Here is a 14,206-nt window from a genome sequence, read left to right on the forward strand (position 1 = left end):
TTGATAAGACTCTTGCTTTATTTGTATTAGAATTTGGAAAATGCATTGAGCAAAACTTGGAGCGATAGATTTGATCAAGGACTTAATCCTTTTATAGAAAAATTTAATGCTTCAATTGAGTTTGATATTTGTTTATTAGAGGAAGATTTGGATGGATCAATTGCTCACGCTCGTATGCTCGGAATCCAAGGGATTATTACCAAGGAAGAGGCAATTAAATTAGAAAATGGTCTTCAACAGATTAGGAAAGATTACTCTGATGGGTTATTTCAGCCTGTTATTTCAGATGAAGATGTGCATTTTGCTGTAGAAAAAAAATTAATAGAGTTAATAGGTCCAGTAGGAAAAAAATTACACACTGGTCGTAGTCGTAATGATCAAGTTGGAACAGATCTTAGGTTATGGATCAGAAAGCGTATTGATGAAATTGATATTGATTTGGAGCGTTTTCAAAAATCTCTTTTTTTATTAGCAGAGAAAAATCTTCATACGCTTATTCCTGGTTATACGCATTTACAAAGAGCACAACCTTTGTCTCTATCTCATCATTTATTGGCATATGTTGAGATGGCGGAAAGAGATAGAAATAGATTAAAAGACGTAAGAAAGAGAGTGAATATATCCCCGCTAGGAGCAGCTGCTTTGGCTGGGACTTCTATTCCTATAAATAGAAAGATTACTTCTTCAGAATTGCACTTTCAAGATATGTATTCTAATAGTTTAGATGCAGTTAGTGATAGAGATTTTGTCGTAGAATTTTTAGGAGCCTCAGCGTTAATTATGGCTCATTTAAGTAGATTATCTGAAGAAGTTATTTTATGGGCATCTGAAGAATTTGGATTTATTCAATTAACTGATCGATGTGCTACTGGAAGTAGTCTTATGCCTCAAAAAAAGAATCCTGATGTTCCAGAATTAGTTCGAGGCAAGTCAGGGAGAGTTTTTGGACATTTACAAGCTATGTTAACTATGATCAAAGGATTACCTTTGGCATATAACAAAGATTTTCAAGAAGATAAAGAAGCAATATTTGACAGTGTGAAAACAGTGAAGGATTCGTTGGTTGCCATATCAATCTTGTTTGAGGAAGGGTTGGTTTTTAGAAAAGAAAGACTCAATCATGCTGTTTCATCTGATTTTTCCAATGCTACTGATGTTGCCGATTATTTAGTGGCCAAGAAAATACCATTCCGAGAGGCTTATCAATTAGTTGGTCGAATCGTTAAGACTTCTTTGGAGGAGGGTGTTTTATTAAAAGATATTCCTTTGGAAAGATGGAAAACATTTCATGAATTTTTTGAAAAAGATATTTATGAAAAGCTTTTGCCTGCAAGTGTGGTTGAGTCACGTTTGAGTGAAGGTGGCACTGGATTTGAGAGAGTCCAAGAACAGCTTGTTTTGTGGCGTGAGAAATTATTTAAGTAAAAAAATTGTTTTAAATCTTTTTTAGGGCTTTCGGTATTAAAGTGTTGGATGATAACTCATTTAAGAGTTATTAATTTTGGCTATTCGTAGCCTATTAGTTACATTTTATTTTCAGTCCAATTTTCAAGTGAGTATTTTTGTCGGCAACTTACCCTTCCGCGCTGAGCAGGAAGATGTCATTGAATTGTTTTCTCCCTTTGGGGAGGTTGCAAATTGTTCTTTACCTTTAGAACGAGATACAGGACGCAAAAGAGGTTTTGCTTTTGTTGAGATGGCTGATGAAGCAGTTGAAGCTTCAGCAATTGAATCTCTACAAGGAGCTGAGCTTATGGGTCGTCCGTTAAGAATCAACAAAGCAGAGCCTAGAGGCAGCGCACCTAGAAGAGGCGGTGGCGGCTACGGCGGTGGCGGCCAAGGTGGCGGCTATGGCGGTGGTGGCTACGGCGGTGGCGGCCAAGGTGGCGGCTATGGCGGTGGCGGCTACGGCGGTGGCGGCCAAGGTGGCGGCTATGGCGGCGGTGGCTACGGCGGTGGCGGCCAAGGTGGTGGCTACGGCGGTGGTGGCTACGGCGGTGGCGGCCAAGGTGGCGGCTATGGCGGCGGTGGCTACGGCGGTGGCGGCCAAGGTGGTGGCTACGGCGGTGGTGGCTACGGCGGTGGCGGCCAAGGTGGCGGCTATGGCGGTGGCGGCCAAGGTGATCAATCAGCTCAAGATAGACCTTCTGGAGCTAAGGGCTGGGAAGATCGCAGTCATGGGAATGTTTCTCAAGATGCAAATGGCTTTGACCAAGGTCGTAGTAGAAGAAGAAGAGGTGCTTCGCCTGAAGGGGGAGACGACACTACTGCTGATTATGGTGGCGCAGAATCTTAAAGATTTTGCTGATTTTTGTTATTGCCCAGCATCTTTAAGTTGTTGGGCAATTTTTTTTAAAATTGAAATGTCCGCTTTTTGAGTTTGAGATTTCTCACTCAACTCTTGTCTTAATATTTTTGCATTGGGTATATTTTCTATCAAATTGATAATGTGTTTAGAAATTTGCCAAAGACGCCCTCCATTTTCTAAATGTTTTTGAGCAAAAGGAATAATTTTTATTATTATTTTTGATCTGGATAGATTTTCTTCTTGTTTTCCGAAAATAACCGAATCTATTTCTCTCCAAATAAAGGGATGTGAGTATGCAGCTCTACCAACCATTGCCCCATCAAATACTTTAAGAGTTTTAATACAGTCATTTATTGTATTAATTCCACCGTTAAGTTCAATAATTAATTTAGGTCTATTATTTTTTAATTTTTCAACTCTTTCGTATTGAAGAGGTGGAATTGTTCGGTTTTCTTTTGGATTTAATCCATTTAGCCAAGCTTTTCTTGCGTGAACTACAAATCTATCTGCTCCTGCAAATGAACAAGTATCAACAAATTTTATAAGGTAATCATCAGTATCAAGATTATCAATTCCAAGCCTGTGCTTCACTGTTATTGGGATATTGCATGATCTTCTCATTTTCTCAATACAGTTAGCCACTATTTTGGGCTGTCCCATTAGACAAGCTCCAAAATTCCCAGATTTTACTTTTGGACTTGGGCATCCAACATTCAAATTAATTTCGTCATAGCCCCAATCCTCTGCCATTTGAGCCGCTTCAGCTAAAAGATATGGATTATCTCCTCCAAGTTGTATTGAAATCGGATGTTCAATTTCATCAAAATCTAATAATTTATTCCTATTTTTGCTGTAATGAAGTGCTTGGGCCACAATCATTTCTGTGTAGAGAAGTGATTGTTTTGTGATTTGACGCATAAGGACACGAAAATGTCTATCTGTGCAATCCATCATTGGAGCAATACTTAATCTGTAGTTAGCTATGTCATTTGTTTTTAAAGAATTGGAAATCATTTTTTATGAATTAATTTTTTTCAACTTTTAGGGAGGAAATTTTATTAAGATTTATCGAATTGAGAAATTTCTTTGAAGCGTAGATTTTTTATGTTTGGACTCTTGAATACGCTTTTTGGTTTTACTATCAAACCAAAAAGCGCCTTTGCTGCCCCTAAACCCATGGAAAACTATAAAACTTTAACGGATAAAGAATGGGAAAATCGTTTACCCAAAGACTCTTTTTACGTTTTACGTAAGGAAGGAACAGAGAGACCGTTTTCAAGTCCTTTAAATGATGAAAAAAGGAAAGGAGTTTTTCGTTGTGCAGGATGCGGGCTTGCCTTATTTTCTTCAAAAACAAAGTTTGACAGTGGAACAGGCTGGCCAAGTTTTTTCGATCATTTACCGGATGCAATAGAGACAAAAACAGACTTCAAATTAATTGTCCCTAGAACCGAATATCATTGTCGACGTTGTGGTGGTCATCAAGGGCATGTTTTTAATGATGGTCCAAGGCCAACTGGTAAAAGGTATTGCAATAATGGGGTCGCTCTTGCGTTTGAAGTTGATTCGTAAATGATTTTCTTTTCTAATTTATAGGTGTGGGCTTCCGTAGCTTGTACAAAAAACCCTTTGCTATCAACATGTACTAATAGCTGACCGAATTATATGAATTCAGACGTTTCCACCTCCGAACACGAATTATCTCAAGATGGTTTATCAAAAGATAACCCTAATGAAAATCCTGTAAGTTCTCATAGAAGTAATGAATCACTTAATCAAGTTGAGCCTTCTGATAATTCCGAAGCAACCCCTCAATTGAAGAATGATTCAATAGATACAGCAAACGAACAATCTTCAACTAGTTCTGATTCAAATATTAAAGGTCCAGATACTGAAGCAAGATTACAGCAATTAGAAAAAGAGCATGAAACTTTAAATAGCCAATATATGAGAATAGCTGCTGACTTTGACAACTTTCGAAAGCGTCAAACTCGTGACCAAGATGATCTAAAAATTCAACTTACATGCACTACTCTTAGTGAAATACTTCCTGTTGTCGATAATTTTGAAAGAGCAAGACAACAATTAAACCCTGAGGGAGAAGAAGCTCAAGCATTACATCGAAGTTACCAAGGACTTTACAAGCAACTAGTTGAAGTTCTCAAGACATTGGGAGTTGCTCCAATGCGTGTTGTTGATCAGGCTTTTGATCCTTCTTTGCATGAAGCTGTTATGAGAGAGCCTAGTGATGAAAAGGCTGAGGATATTGTGATTGAAGAATTACAAAGGGGCTATCACTTGAATGGTCGTGTTTTAAGACATGCTTTGGTTAAAGTTTCCATGGGACCAGGACCGAAAGCAGCTAATGAAGAGATTCTTGATCAGAGTGCGGCTAATCAAGAACAAGGTCAATCTTCAGATGACTTAATTAAAGATGAGAATTAACTACATGATGATCGAAACGGAATTGAATTTGTTTAAATGAACTAATGGCTGATTTTTACGATCTATTGGGTGTCAACAGAGATGCTGATGCTGACACTTTAAAAAGAGCTTATAGACAGCAAGCTCGGAAATATCATCCTGACGTGAATAAGGAAGCAGGTGCAGAGGATAAGTTCAAAGAAATAGGTAAAGCATATGAAGTTTTAAGTGATTCTCAGAAGCGAGCTCGTTACGACCAATTTGGAGAAGCTGGAATAGGTGGGGCTGCTGGTATGCCGGATATGGGAGATATGGGCGGCTTTGCAGATTTGTTTGAGACCTTTTTTAATGGCTTTGGTGGTGCTAGTTCACCTGGAGGTTCTCGCCCTCAAAGACGTGGACCTCAACAGGGAGACGATTTGCGTTACGACCTAACGATTGATTTTGATAAAGCTATTTTTGGACAGGAAAAAGAGATCACGGTTCCTCATTTAGAAACTTGTGATGTTTGCGGAGGTACTGGGGCTAAGAAAGGCACTGGTCCTGTTACTTGTCCTACATGTAGTGGTGCAGGTCAAGTAAGAAGAGCTACTCGTACACCTTTTGGAAGTTTCACACAAGTCGCTGAATGTCCAACTTGTGGTGGTACTGGACAAGTGATTAAAGATCCTTGTAATACTTGTGGAGGAAAAGGGGTTAAACAAGTTAGAAAAAAACTAAAAATTAATATTCCTGCTGGAGTTGATAGTGGAACACGATTAAGAGTTTCAGGAGAGGGTAATGCTGGATTAAAGGGAGGTCCCTCTGGCGATCTATATGTCTTCTTAAAAGTTAAAAATCATCCAAATCTTAAGAGAGATGGATTGACTATTTTATCTGAGGTTAATATTAGTTACCTTCAGGCAATATTAGGAGATACTATTGAAATAGATACTGTAGATGGCCCTACTAAGTTACAAATTCCAGCAGGAACTCAACCTAACTCTATTTTGAATTTAGAAAATAAAGGAGTCCCGAAACTAGGCAATCCTGTTGCGAGAGGTAATCATCAAGTCTCAGTCAAGATTAAATTACCTACAAAATTATCAGATTCCGAAAGAAATTTATTAGAAAAGTTAGCTGGACATTACTCTGCACGTGGACCTCAACATCATTATCATAAAAGTGGCTTATTTAGTAAGTTATTTGGTAAGTAGTGGTGGAGAAAAATATCTTTATTGATCATTATTTAGATTTATGTGGTCTTTCTTGCCCAGTCAATTTTGTCAAATGCTGCTTGGCTTTGGAAAATTTATCATCAAAAGATATTTTAAAAGTAGATATAGATATTGGTGAAGCAGAAACTAATGTTATTGATGGTTTGAAAGAGAAGGGTTATAAAGTAAAAATTTTTACTAAAGATTCTAAAAAAGTAACTTTGATAATATCGAGTGAATAAAAATAAATCTAATAAATTTAAAGGTATTGTTGTTGCACTTAAAGCAAATTTTTTTATCGTAGAGATTGATTACAAAGATTTTAAAGATGTTTCATTGGATCAATTTTATGAAAAAATTAGACTTCTTTGCACACGAAGAGCCAAGTTAGATTATCAAGGTTTATTTATAGATGTAGGTGATAAAGTTTGTGTTGAGTCTATTGATTATGTAAATAAACGAGCTGTAATTTCTGAAGTTGAGCCTCGAAAAAGCTTTTTAATACGGCCTGCTGTGGCTAATGTAACATTAGTTTCTATTTGTATCTCAGTTGATGAGCCTTTATTGGATATTGGACAATTAAGTCGTTTTTTGTTAACAGCTGAATGTTCAAATATAAAACCTTTGGTAGTTCTAACGAAAATAGATTTAATTACAAAGGATAATTTGATGTTATATGTAAATAAATTAAAAAGCTGGGGTTATGATTGTATACCAGTATCTACACAGAATTCTCAGGGCATCGATTTATTAATTGAACGATTTAGAAAAACAAAATTAACTGTACTTGCTGGTCCTTCTGGGGTAGGAAAGACAAGTTTAATTAATCATTTAATACCAACTGTTTCATTACCAACTGCATCTGTTTCAAAAAAATTAAAGAGAGGTATACATACCACGAGACATGTCGAACTTTTTGCGATTGGAAAAGGATCACTTCTTGCTGATACTCCTGGGTTTAATCGTCCAGAAATAGTATGTGAGCCATCAGACTTTGCTTCTTTGTTCCCAGAGTTTCGATTGCAATTAGCTAAGTCACAATGCAAGTTTCGTAATTGTTTGCATAGAGATGAGCCTGGTTGTGTAATTGATAAAGATCTTGAAAGATATACTTTTTATCGTGAAAATCTTGAGGAAATGATTAATTCTCCTCTCCCATACCAGGGAGGTTAAGCTTAAATCCACCTGTTAAATCTTCCATTCTTTCTTTCATAGTCGAAGTCGAAACTTCATGAGCAGATTTCATAGCATCTAGTATGGCATTTTCGATTATTTCTTTTTTTTCAGAGAGAAGAGATTGGTCAATTTCTACTCGTAAAGGCTTTTGATTTCCTGACATCCATATTTTTGCCCGATTGTCATTGTTTGTTCCTTGTATTTCCATAACTTCCAGCTCTTCTTGAAGTTTTTGAGCATTCTGCTGAATTTGTTGTGCTTTTTTAAAAGCTTCAGTGAGTTGACCAAAGTTTGGTAGTCCGAATCCAGCCATGAGAATTTCCTATTGTTATTGATCTTAGGGATTATTCTTAAAAGCCACATTGTTTGACTTCTGTTTCTAACAAGATTCCATAAGAATTAAAAACTCTTTTTTGGATATATCTAATCAATTCTCTTACGTCATATGAGGAAGCTTTATTTGCATTAATTATAAAATTTGAATGTATTTTTGATATTTCCGCTCCACCAAAACGAAATCCTTTTAAACCAAGATCTTCAATTAATTTTGCAGCTTTCAAAGGTTCAGGATTACGAAAAACACTTCCGCAGGTTTGGGCTTTATAAGGTTGAGTTCTTAATCTATGGTTTAGGTTTGCATTTGTGACCTGTCGAATTTTTTCTGCATGACCTGAAACCAGCTTTAGTCGAGCAGATAAGACAATTAAATTTTCATTTTGAAGAAGACTGTCTCGGTAACCAAAATTGAGATCTTTTCTCTTGATAGTTTTGTATTCACCTGTAGAAGATAGCGTTGTAATACTTTGGAGATAATCAGATATGCAATTTTCTTGTGCTCCTGCATTCATAACTACTGCTCCACCTATGGTTCCTGGTATTCCTACAGCCCATTCAAGTCCATGAAGTCCATTTGCAGCTGCTTTTCTGGCCAAAGTTGGAAGCATCTCACCACTAAGGACGTCAACAATTCCATGACTTTTATCAATTTGAATCCCTTTCAAATTACGCATACATAGGCTTAAACCCTTGATTCCTATGTCATTGATTAAAAGATTTGATCCAGCACCAATTATATTGCAGGGAATTTTTTTCTTATTTGTCCAATTAATTAAAGATTTAATTTCTTCAATATTTTTTGGTTGAGCAATCCATTCTGCAGGACCCCCTATTCTCCACGTAGTGAAATTTGATAAGGAAATATTTTTTTCTAACCGAATGGAATTCATTTATTAAGCGGCCAAATTATTATTAATCGATTTATTTTTTATTAATTCTAAAAATAGATTTGCACATATAATATTAATATCTCCTGCGCCCATGATTAAAATCAAGTCTTTTTCAATTGTATGTTTTTTTATTAGCTTTATTAAATTTTGATTATTCTCTGGAGTATATATTGTTAGGTCAGGTTTTAATTTTTCTAATTCATATCCAATAGTTTTATTATTTATTCCTTCAATTTCATCTTCTCCAGCAGAGTAAATTGGAGTTATGAATACTAAATCAGACTTGCTTAGACTTTCTGCAAATTCTTTTTGAAATTTTTCAGTTCTACTATATCGATGTGGTTGAAATATTGTAACTAATCTCTTAGGTGATATGTTTGAAATATTATGTTTTGTATTGATGATAGTAGATGCAATTGAGATTGCAGCATCAATTTCACTAGGATGATGAGCATAATCTTCAACTATTAATCTGTTTTTCCATAATCCTTTATATTCAAATCTTCTTCCAGGCAGCTGTAAATTGTTAATTCCTTTTTTTATATCTTTAAAAAGAATTCCAGCTACTCTACAAGCTGCTATTGCTGCCACTGTATTGCTTAAATTATGTATTCCGGGAACAGGTATTTTTATGATATCAATAAATTTTTCCTGTTCATAATATTCAGCAATAATTTCATATCCATTAGATTTTTTGGGAATAAGTGCAAAATCTACATTATGGATTTTTTTAATTGAAAACCATTTCGTATTTTCTATACTATGTTTAATATTCTCACAGTCAAAATTGCTAATTAAGTATTCACACTTTTGAGCAAACTTTTTTATGGTTTTTATTAAATCTTCTAGATCTTGATAATGATCAACATGTTCAAGTTCTAAATTAGTTATTATTCCAATATTTGAATTAAATTTTACTAATGATCCATCTGATTCATCTGCTTCTGCGATTAAAAACTCACTATTACCAAAATTATAGTTTTTTTTGTAGAGAGGTACAATTCCGCCAATGATAGCTGTTGGATTCCTATTGGCATAAGAAAATAATGTTGTAATATAAGTACTTGTTGTTGTTTTACCATGAGATCCTGAGATAATTATTGATCTCTTTTGTTCAATTAAAAAAGCTAATATATCTGAACGATGATTGATTGTTAAATTATATTTTTTGGCTTGAGATAATTCTAAATTATCTTGGCGTATGGCTGAACTTGTAACAACTAATATATTTTTCCCATGAACTTTCAAAATTTCGTCAATATTCGATTCTTCTTGAGTTTGAAAAATATGGATTTGATTTCCAGCTAGTTCTTTTAAAGTCAGGCTTTTTTTTCTGTCAGAGCCAGATATAGAATATCCATTTTTTACGAGAATCATTGCTAGAGCAGACATACCAATACCTCCGATCCCAATAAAGTGAATATGAGGTGGTAACTCTTGTAACTTCTTCAATTTCGCTTCAGTCTCGAGTGAAAGATAACTCTTCATCTATCGAAAGGCACATTTTTTAAAGAATTAGAGAGTTTTTGTACTTTTTATGTCCTTAACGCTTCAATTATTTTTCAAAATGCACAGAAAATGATCATCGTTCTGTATGATCAGCGGCCAGTAGCTTGTGCGGTTTTACCGTTTTTGAAATGACTTTGCGTGTAGCGATTAATGGATTCGGAAGAATTGGACGCAATTTTATGCGTTGTTGGCTCAGTAGGGGTGCAAATACAAATATTGAGGTGGTCGGTATTAACGTCACTTCTGATCCAAAAACTTGTGCCCATTTGCTCAAATATGACTCTATTCTTGGTGCTATCAATGACGCCGAAATTTCACATACAGACGATACATTTCAAATCAATGGCAAAACTATAAAATGTTATTCAGACAGAAATCCATTGAATCTTCCTTGGAAAGAGTGGGGAATTGATTTAGTTATTGAGTCAACAGGTGTATTTAATACTGATGTTGGTGCAAGTAAGCATTTACAAGTTGGAGCTAAGAAGGTCATTCTCACAGCACCTGGTAAGGGAGATGGTGTAGGTACTTATGTTGTTGGTGTTAATGCCGATACTTACTCTCATGAAGATTTTGATATCCTCAGCAATGCAAGTTGCACAACCAATTGTTTAGCTCCAATAGTAAAAGTTTTAGATCAACAATTAGGGATTAACAAAGGTTTAATGACCACGATTCATAGTTATACGGGAGATCAAAGAATCTTAGATAACGCTCATCGTGATTTGCGTCGTGCAAGAGCAGCCGCAATGAATTTGGTTCCTACTTCAACTGGAGCGGCAAAAGCTGTTGCTCTTGTTTATCCAGAAATGAAAGGGAAACTAACTGGTATTGCGATGCGAGTTCCTACTCCTAATGTTTCTGCAGTTGATTTAGTTTTTGAATCAAGTCGGAAAACTAGTGCTGAAGAGGTAAATTCATTATTGAAAACTGCTTCACAGGGCGAAATGAAAGGAATCATCAAATATGGTGATTTGCCTCTCGTGTCTACTGATTATGCGGGAACTAATGAATCAACCATTGTTGATGAAGCTTTAACAATGTGTATAGACGACAATATGGTGAAAGTTTTAGCTTGGTATGATAATGAGTGGGGTTATAGCCAAAGAGTTGTTGACTTGGCGGAAATTGTTGCTAAAAAATGGAAATAAATACAGGTTTTAGAGTTAAAAATGTTGAAATAGACTTGATTTTTTAATATTAATTGGTTCTAAGTTCTCCCAGAAGATATTGGGTTTACCCTCTTTTATAAACCCAATAATTTGGGAAGACTTCAATTTTTTTGACAAAGCTTCTGCCCACTCTTTAGGAAGACTGAGGATCAATTCATAGTCCTCTCCCCCATACAGCATCCACTCATCCCAAATCGAATCTTCTGGCCAGTCAGGGTCTTTTTGAATAGAAGTTTTTGATAAAATTGCTTGGCAATTACTACTTTGGCAAATCCCTCTAATTGATTCAATAAGTCCATCGCTGCTATCAGTTCCTGCTGCTCTCCAACTTATTGATTCAGGTTTACACTCTATTAATGCTTTTAGTGCCTTCATGGCTGGATACGGTCGTTTGTGGGCGCTGATGGCTCTCTTGGCAAGCTCATGACTTATTTTGACTTCGCTTGGTAGTTTCTCGGACGTTAAAAGCGCTAAACCTAATCTACTTAATCCATGACATCCGGTGCTGACAATATAATCTCCTGGCAAAGCGTTCCCTCTATGTAGTCTAGGCGGTTTCATTTCTCCAATTGCTGTAATTGAAATCATTTTTGTTTCTCCAGAAGAGCAATCTCCACCAATTATTTCTCCTCCAAATTCTTGCATCGCTTCACACATCCCTTCATATAAGCTTTCTACCCATTCCCAATGAGTGTTTGGTGGTAAAACAAGACCCACAGTAAAAGAAATTATATTTTCTGAGCCGCTGCAAATCAGGTCAGAAATATTTGTGGTAATACATTTCCAGCCAACATCTTTAGCATTAGATATTTTTTCAGAAAAATGAATTTTTTCTACAAGTAAATCAGTATTAATTAATAAGCTTTTATTGAATGAATTTATTTCTGCTAGATCATCATCTATCTGTCCACATCGCATAAATTTTTTTAAACGATTCAGTACTTCTATTTCACCTAAATCTTTAATAGTAGCTGTCACTTTGTTTTAAATTTAAGCTTTTAATTTAAGATTTTCTGAACCATTTAATACTTTAATTGAAATAATTTTATCATCGACTCCAAGTTTATTTAATATGTCAGAACCCTCTATTACATAACCAAAAGCTGCGTTTCTTCCATCAATAAGATTACGTCCAGCTGGATTTAATTCAGCTTCATATAAGAAGAAGAAAAACTGAGATGAACCATCATTTAAATCTGAATCTGAGTGCGCCCAGCCAAGTGTTCCTAAAGTTGCAAATGGAAGTGCTGGGGTTTCAGTATAAAGGCCAACTTCTTCAAAAGTTTCACCATAAAGTGTATCTTCCAAATTCGGTGTTCTTATTTCTAATGGAACTTTTCTTAACTCATTATTATCAGGATCTATGTAGCCGATTGCTTCTCCTATAGGATCTCCAGTCTGAAGAATAAAAAATTCTTCAGCCCTATTAATTGGTAAACCATCGTAAAAACCTTTCAAAGAAAGATCTATAAACGCACCAGCTGTTAGAGGAGCATTATAACCATCAATGATCGCAACCATATTTCCTTTTGAAGTTTTAATTTCTACATTTGCTCTCCCTAAAAGTCTTGGTAAATTGTCATATTCACTGGGTATTTTATATGGAAAATTATTTGTAATTAAAAGAGACTCTATATCATCAATTGTTTTTAAACTTTGACGTCTGACTTCAAGGAATGAAACTTTATTTTTTTCGTTTGCTATTTGTCTTAATTCATCAAGTTCTTCATTTAAATTAGAGAGCAGATTAACTGCTTTTTCTTTATTTTCTTCTGGTATTGAATCAAGAATTTGATTTTTTCTATTACTTACTAAAAATTGACTTCTCGAGGTGGCTTTGTTGATAGCTGACCATCTACTTCCTCGAAGATCATCGTTGGTATCTTCAAGTTTGTTTTGTAATTCACGTAATTCTTTTTGGTCAATCGGTAAAGAATTTCTTAAGATTGCATAAGGATCTTTTAGTCGATTACCATTTGGAAGGCTTGCAGCAGCTGTGTCAATCCATGGAGAGCTCAAAGAAAATAGGATTGTTATCAGCGCAAGAATGCAAATCTTTTTTGCCATGTTACTTCTATGTTTTGCATGACTTTGGCACAGACTTATGATCGATTGGTATCTTTTGTGTGAATGATTTCAAGTAACGACTTTCGCACTGGCACTACTATCGAGTTAGACGGTGCAGTTTGGCGTGTTATTGAATTTCTACATGTCAAGCCTGGTAAGGGTTCTGCGTTTGTCAGGACTAAATTAAAAGCTGTTGTTAGCGGTAGTGTTGTCGAAAAAACTTTTAGAGCTGGGGAAATGGTTCCACAAGCTCTTTTGGAGAAATCAAAGTTGCAACATACATACATGGATGGAGATGATTTTGTATTTATGGATATGACTTCTTATGAAGAAACACGATTAACAGCTAAACAAATTGGTGAAAGTAGGAAATATCTAAAGGAAGGGATGGAGGTTAATGTAGTGTCTTGGAATGAAAAACCTCTTGAAGTTGAATTGCCTAACTCAGTTGTTTTAGAAATTAAAGAAACTGATCCTGGCGTTAAAGGTGACACTGCTTCAGGAGGGACAAAGCCTGCAATCTTGGAAACAGGAGCCCAAGTAATGGTCCCATTATTTATTTCAATTGGTGAGAAAATTCGAGTAGATACTCGAAATGACAGTTATCTAGGCCGAGAAACACAATGACTATGAATCTTGATCACGAAGAGCTTCATCGCTTGCTTGCAACTTTAGCTGAGAGCGATATTCAAGAGTTTCGCCTTGAGGGAGAAGACTTTTGCTTGGAAGTTAAACGTAATCTTGGGACTTCTTCAGATTTAATAACTTCTCAAAAGAAAATTACTTCGGCAGAGATTGATTCACCACCACCTCAACGTAAAATTGAGGCTTCTCCTGTGCCTAGCACACCTCCTCCTTCAGTACCTGGATCACGCTCTGACCTGGTTGAAGTTACTGCTCCTATGGTTGGTACCTTCTATCGCGCCCCAGGGCCAGAAGAGCCCCCTTTCGTGGAAATTGGATCGCGAATCAGTGTGGGCCAAGCCGTTTGTATTCTTGAGGCAATGAAATTAATGAATGAATTAGAGTCAGAGGTCAGTGGTGAAGTAATAGAAATTCTTGTTGAGAATGGAACACCAGTAGAGTTTGGTCAAGTGTTAATGAGATTAAAACCTGTCTAAAAGTTGT

The 14,206-nt window shown here is 35.9% G+C and carries 16 protein-coding genes; 10 read left to right on the plus strand and 6 right to left on the minus strand.

What is annotated here, in order from left to right; all coding sequences use genetic code 11:
- The first annotated feature begins 33 nt into the window (after nt 1-33).
- Both argH and O5640_RS07740 read left to right on the plus strand, forming a co-directional pair.
- Nucleotides 34-1,425, plus strand: coding sequence for an argininosuccinate lyase (gene argH / locus O5640_RS07735; protein ID WP_269611822.1), 1,392 nt, complete (start codon nt 34-36; stop codon nt 1,423-1,425).
- Nucleotides 1,426-1,552: 127 nt separating this feature from the next.
- Nucleotides 1,553-2,296 (plus strand): RNA recognition motif domain-containing protein, encoded by a 744-nt coding sequence (locus O5640_RS07740; RefSeq protein ID WP_269613827.1) that lies wholly within the window; start codon nt 1,553-1,555, stop codon nt 2,294-2,296.
- Between the two features lie 18 nt (nt 2,297-2,314).
- On the opposite strand, the gene dusA is transcribed toward O5640_RS07740, so the two are convergent.
- Complete coding sequence (gene dusA, locus O5640_RS07745; protein WP_269611823.1) at nt 2,315-3,322, minus strand: tRNA dihydrouridine(20/20a) synthase DusA; 1,008 nt, start codon at nt 3,320-3,322, stop codon at nt 2,315-2,317.
- A 90-nt stretch (nt 3,323-3,412) separates the two neighbouring features.
- Here dusA and msrB point away from each other — a divergent pair, with 90 nt between their 5' ends.
- From msrB to rsgA, 5 genes are all read left to right on the plus strand, one after another.
- Nucleotides 3,413-3,880, plus strand: coding sequence for a peptide-methionine (R)-S-oxide reductase MsrB (gene msrB / locus O5640_RS07750; protein ID WP_269611824.1), 468 nt, complete (start codon nt 3,413-3,415; stop codon nt 3,878-3,880).
- 93 nt (nt 3,881-3,973) lie between these two features.
- Entirely contained in the window at nt 3,974-4,753 is a 780-nt protein-coding gene (gene grpE / locus O5640_RS07755) for a nucleotide exchange factor GrpE (RefSeq protein ID WP_269611825.1), read from the plus strand.
- 44 nt (nt 4,754-4,797) lie between these two features.
- Complete coding sequence (dnaJ, locus tag O5640_RS07760) at nt 4,798-5,928, plus strand: molecular chaperone DnaJ (protein WP_269611826.1); 1,131 nt, start codon at nt 4,798-4,800, stop codon at nt 5,926-5,928.
- Entirely contained in the window at nt 5,928-6,170 is a 243-nt protein-coding gene (locus tag O5640_RS07765; protein WP_269611827.1) for a sulfurtransferase TusA family protein, read from the plus strand. Before dnaJ ends, O5640_RS07765 begins: the two co-directional genes overlap by 1 nt.
- Nucleotides 6,163-7,101, plus strand: a complete 939-nt coding sequence (gene rsgA, locus O5640_RS07770; RefSeq protein ID WP_269611828.1) for a ribosome small subunit-dependent GTPase A — start codon at nt 6,163-6,165, stop codon at nt 7,099-7,101. Before O5640_RS07765 ends, rsgA begins: the two co-directional genes overlap by 8 nt.
- On the opposite strand, the gene O5640_RS07775 is transcribed toward rsgA, so the two are convergent.
- The 3 genes from O5640_RS07775 to murC are packed head-to-tail and all read right to left on the minus strand — an operon-like array spanning nt 7,070 to nt 9,818.
- Nucleotides 7,070-7,417, minus strand: a complete 348-nt coding sequence (locus O5640_RS07775) for a YbaB/EbfC family nucleoid-associated protein (protein WP_269611829.1) — start codon at nt 7,415-7,417, stop codon at nt 7,070-7,072. The two genes, rsgA and O5640_RS07775, sit on opposite strands and share 32 nt — an antisense overlap.
- Before the next feature lie 37 nt (nt 7,418-7,454).
- The gene (murB, locus tag O5640_RS07780) at nt 7,455-8,330 is read right to left on the minus strand and encodes a UDP-N-acetylmuramate dehydrogenase (RefSeq protein ID WP_269611830.1); all 876 of its coding nucleotides are present in this window, start codon (nt 8,328-8,330) and stop codon (nt 7,455-7,457) included.
- Nucleotides 8,331-8,333: 3 nt separating this feature from the next.
- On the minus strand, nt 8,334-9,818 hold the full coding sequence (gene murC / locus O5640_RS07785) for a UDP-N-acetylmuramate--L-alanine ligase (protein WP_269611831.1): 1,485 nt from the start codon (nt 9,816-9,818) through the stop codon (nt 8,334-8,336).
- Between the two features lie 149 nt (nt 9,819-9,967).
- Here murC and gap point away from each other — a divergent pair, with 149 nt between their 5' ends.
- On the plus strand, nt 9,968-10,990 hold the full coding sequence (gene gap, locus O5640_RS07790; RefSeq protein ID WP_269611832.1) for a type I glyceraldehyde-3-phosphate dehydrogenase: 1,023 nt from the start codon (nt 9,968-9,970) through the stop codon (nt 10,988-10,990).
- 15 nt (nt 10,991-11,005) lie between these two features.
- Here the strand turns inward: gap and thiL are convergent, their stop codons facing one another.
- Both thiL and O5640_RS07800 read right to left on the minus strand, forming a co-directional pair.
- Nucleotides 11,006-11,989: a thiamine-phosphate kinase gene (gene thiL / locus O5640_RS07795; protein ID WP_269611834.1), complete on the minus strand. Its 984-nt coding sequence runs from the start codon at nt 11,987-11,989 to the stop codon at nt 11,006-11,008.
- Nucleotides 11,990-12,001: 12 nt separating this feature from the next.
- Entirely contained in the window at nt 12,002-13,078 is a 1,077-nt protein-coding gene (locus O5640_RS07800; RefSeq protein WP_269611836.1) for a peptidylprolyl isomerase, read from the minus strand.
- A 63-nt stretch (nt 13,079-13,141) separates the two neighbouring features.
- Between O5640_RS07800 and efp the strand changes: the two genes are divergently transcribed.
- Both efp and accB read left to right on the plus strand, forming a co-directional pair.
- Nucleotides 13,142-13,705, plus strand: a complete 564-nt coding sequence (efp, locus tag O5640_RS07805; RefSeq protein ID WP_036906095.1) for an elongation factor P — start codon at nt 13,142-13,144, stop codon at nt 13,703-13,705.
- Entirely contained in the window at nt 13,702-14,199 is a 498-nt protein-coding gene (gene accB, locus O5640_RS07810; RefSeq protein ID WP_269611838.1) for an acetyl-CoA carboxylase biotin carboxyl carrier protein, read from the plus strand. The genes efp and accB overlap by 4 nt, the downstream gene beginning before the upstream one ends.
- The last annotated feature ends 7 nt before the right edge of the window (nt 14,200-14,206 follow it).

Origin of the sequence: Prochlorococcus marinus str. MIT 0912 (assembly GCF_027359595.1) — a bacterium.
Classification (GTDB): Bacteria; Cyanobacteriota; Cyanobacteriia; order PCC-6307; family Cyanobiaceae; genus Prochlorococcus_B; species Prochlorococcus_B marinus_C.

Excerpts from the sequence above, each read along its gene's own strand:
- dusA (WP_269611823.1), bottom strand. The coding sequence starts at position 3,322 with ATGATTTCCAATTCTTTAAAAACAAATGACATAGCTAACTACAGATTA.
- msrB (WP_269611824.1), top strand. The coding sequence starts at position 3,413 with ATGTTTGGACTCTTGAATACGCTTTTTGGTTTTACTATCAAACCAAAA.
- grpE (WP_269611825.1), top strand. The coding sequence starts at position 3,974 with ATGAATTCAGACGTTTCCACCTCCGAACACGAATTATCTCAAGATGGT.
- dnaJ (WP_269611826.1), top strand. The coding sequence starts at position 4,798 with ATGGCTGATTTTTACGATCTATTGGGTGTCAACAGAGATGCTGATGCT.
- O5640_RS07775 (WP_269611829.1), bottom strand. The coding sequence starts at position 7,417 with ATGGCTGGATTCGGACTACCAAACTTTGGTCAACTCACTGAAGCTTTT.
- murB (WP_269611830.1), bottom strand. The coding sequence starts at position 8,330 with ATGAATTCCATTCGGTTAGAAAAAAATATTTCCTTATCAAATTTCACT.
- murC (WP_269611831.1), bottom strand. The coding sequence starts at position 9,818 with ATGAAGAGTTATCTTTCACTCGAGACTGAAGCGAAATTGAAGAAGTTA.
- gap (WP_269611832.1), top strand. The coding sequence starts at position 9,968 with ATGACTTTGCGTGTAGCGATTAATGGATTCGGAAGAATTGGACGCAAT.
- O5640_RS07800 (WP_269611836.1), bottom strand. The coding sequence starts at position 13,078 with ATGGCAAAAAAGATTTGCATTCTTGCGCTGATAACAATCCTATTTTCT.
- efp (WP_036906095.1), top strand. The coding sequence starts at position 13,142 with ATGATTTCAAGTAACGACTTTCGCACTGGCACTACTATCGAGTTAGAC.
- accB (WP_269611838.1), top strand. The coding sequence starts at position 13,702 with ATGACTATGAATCTTGATCACGAAGAGCTTCATCGCTTGCTTGCAACT.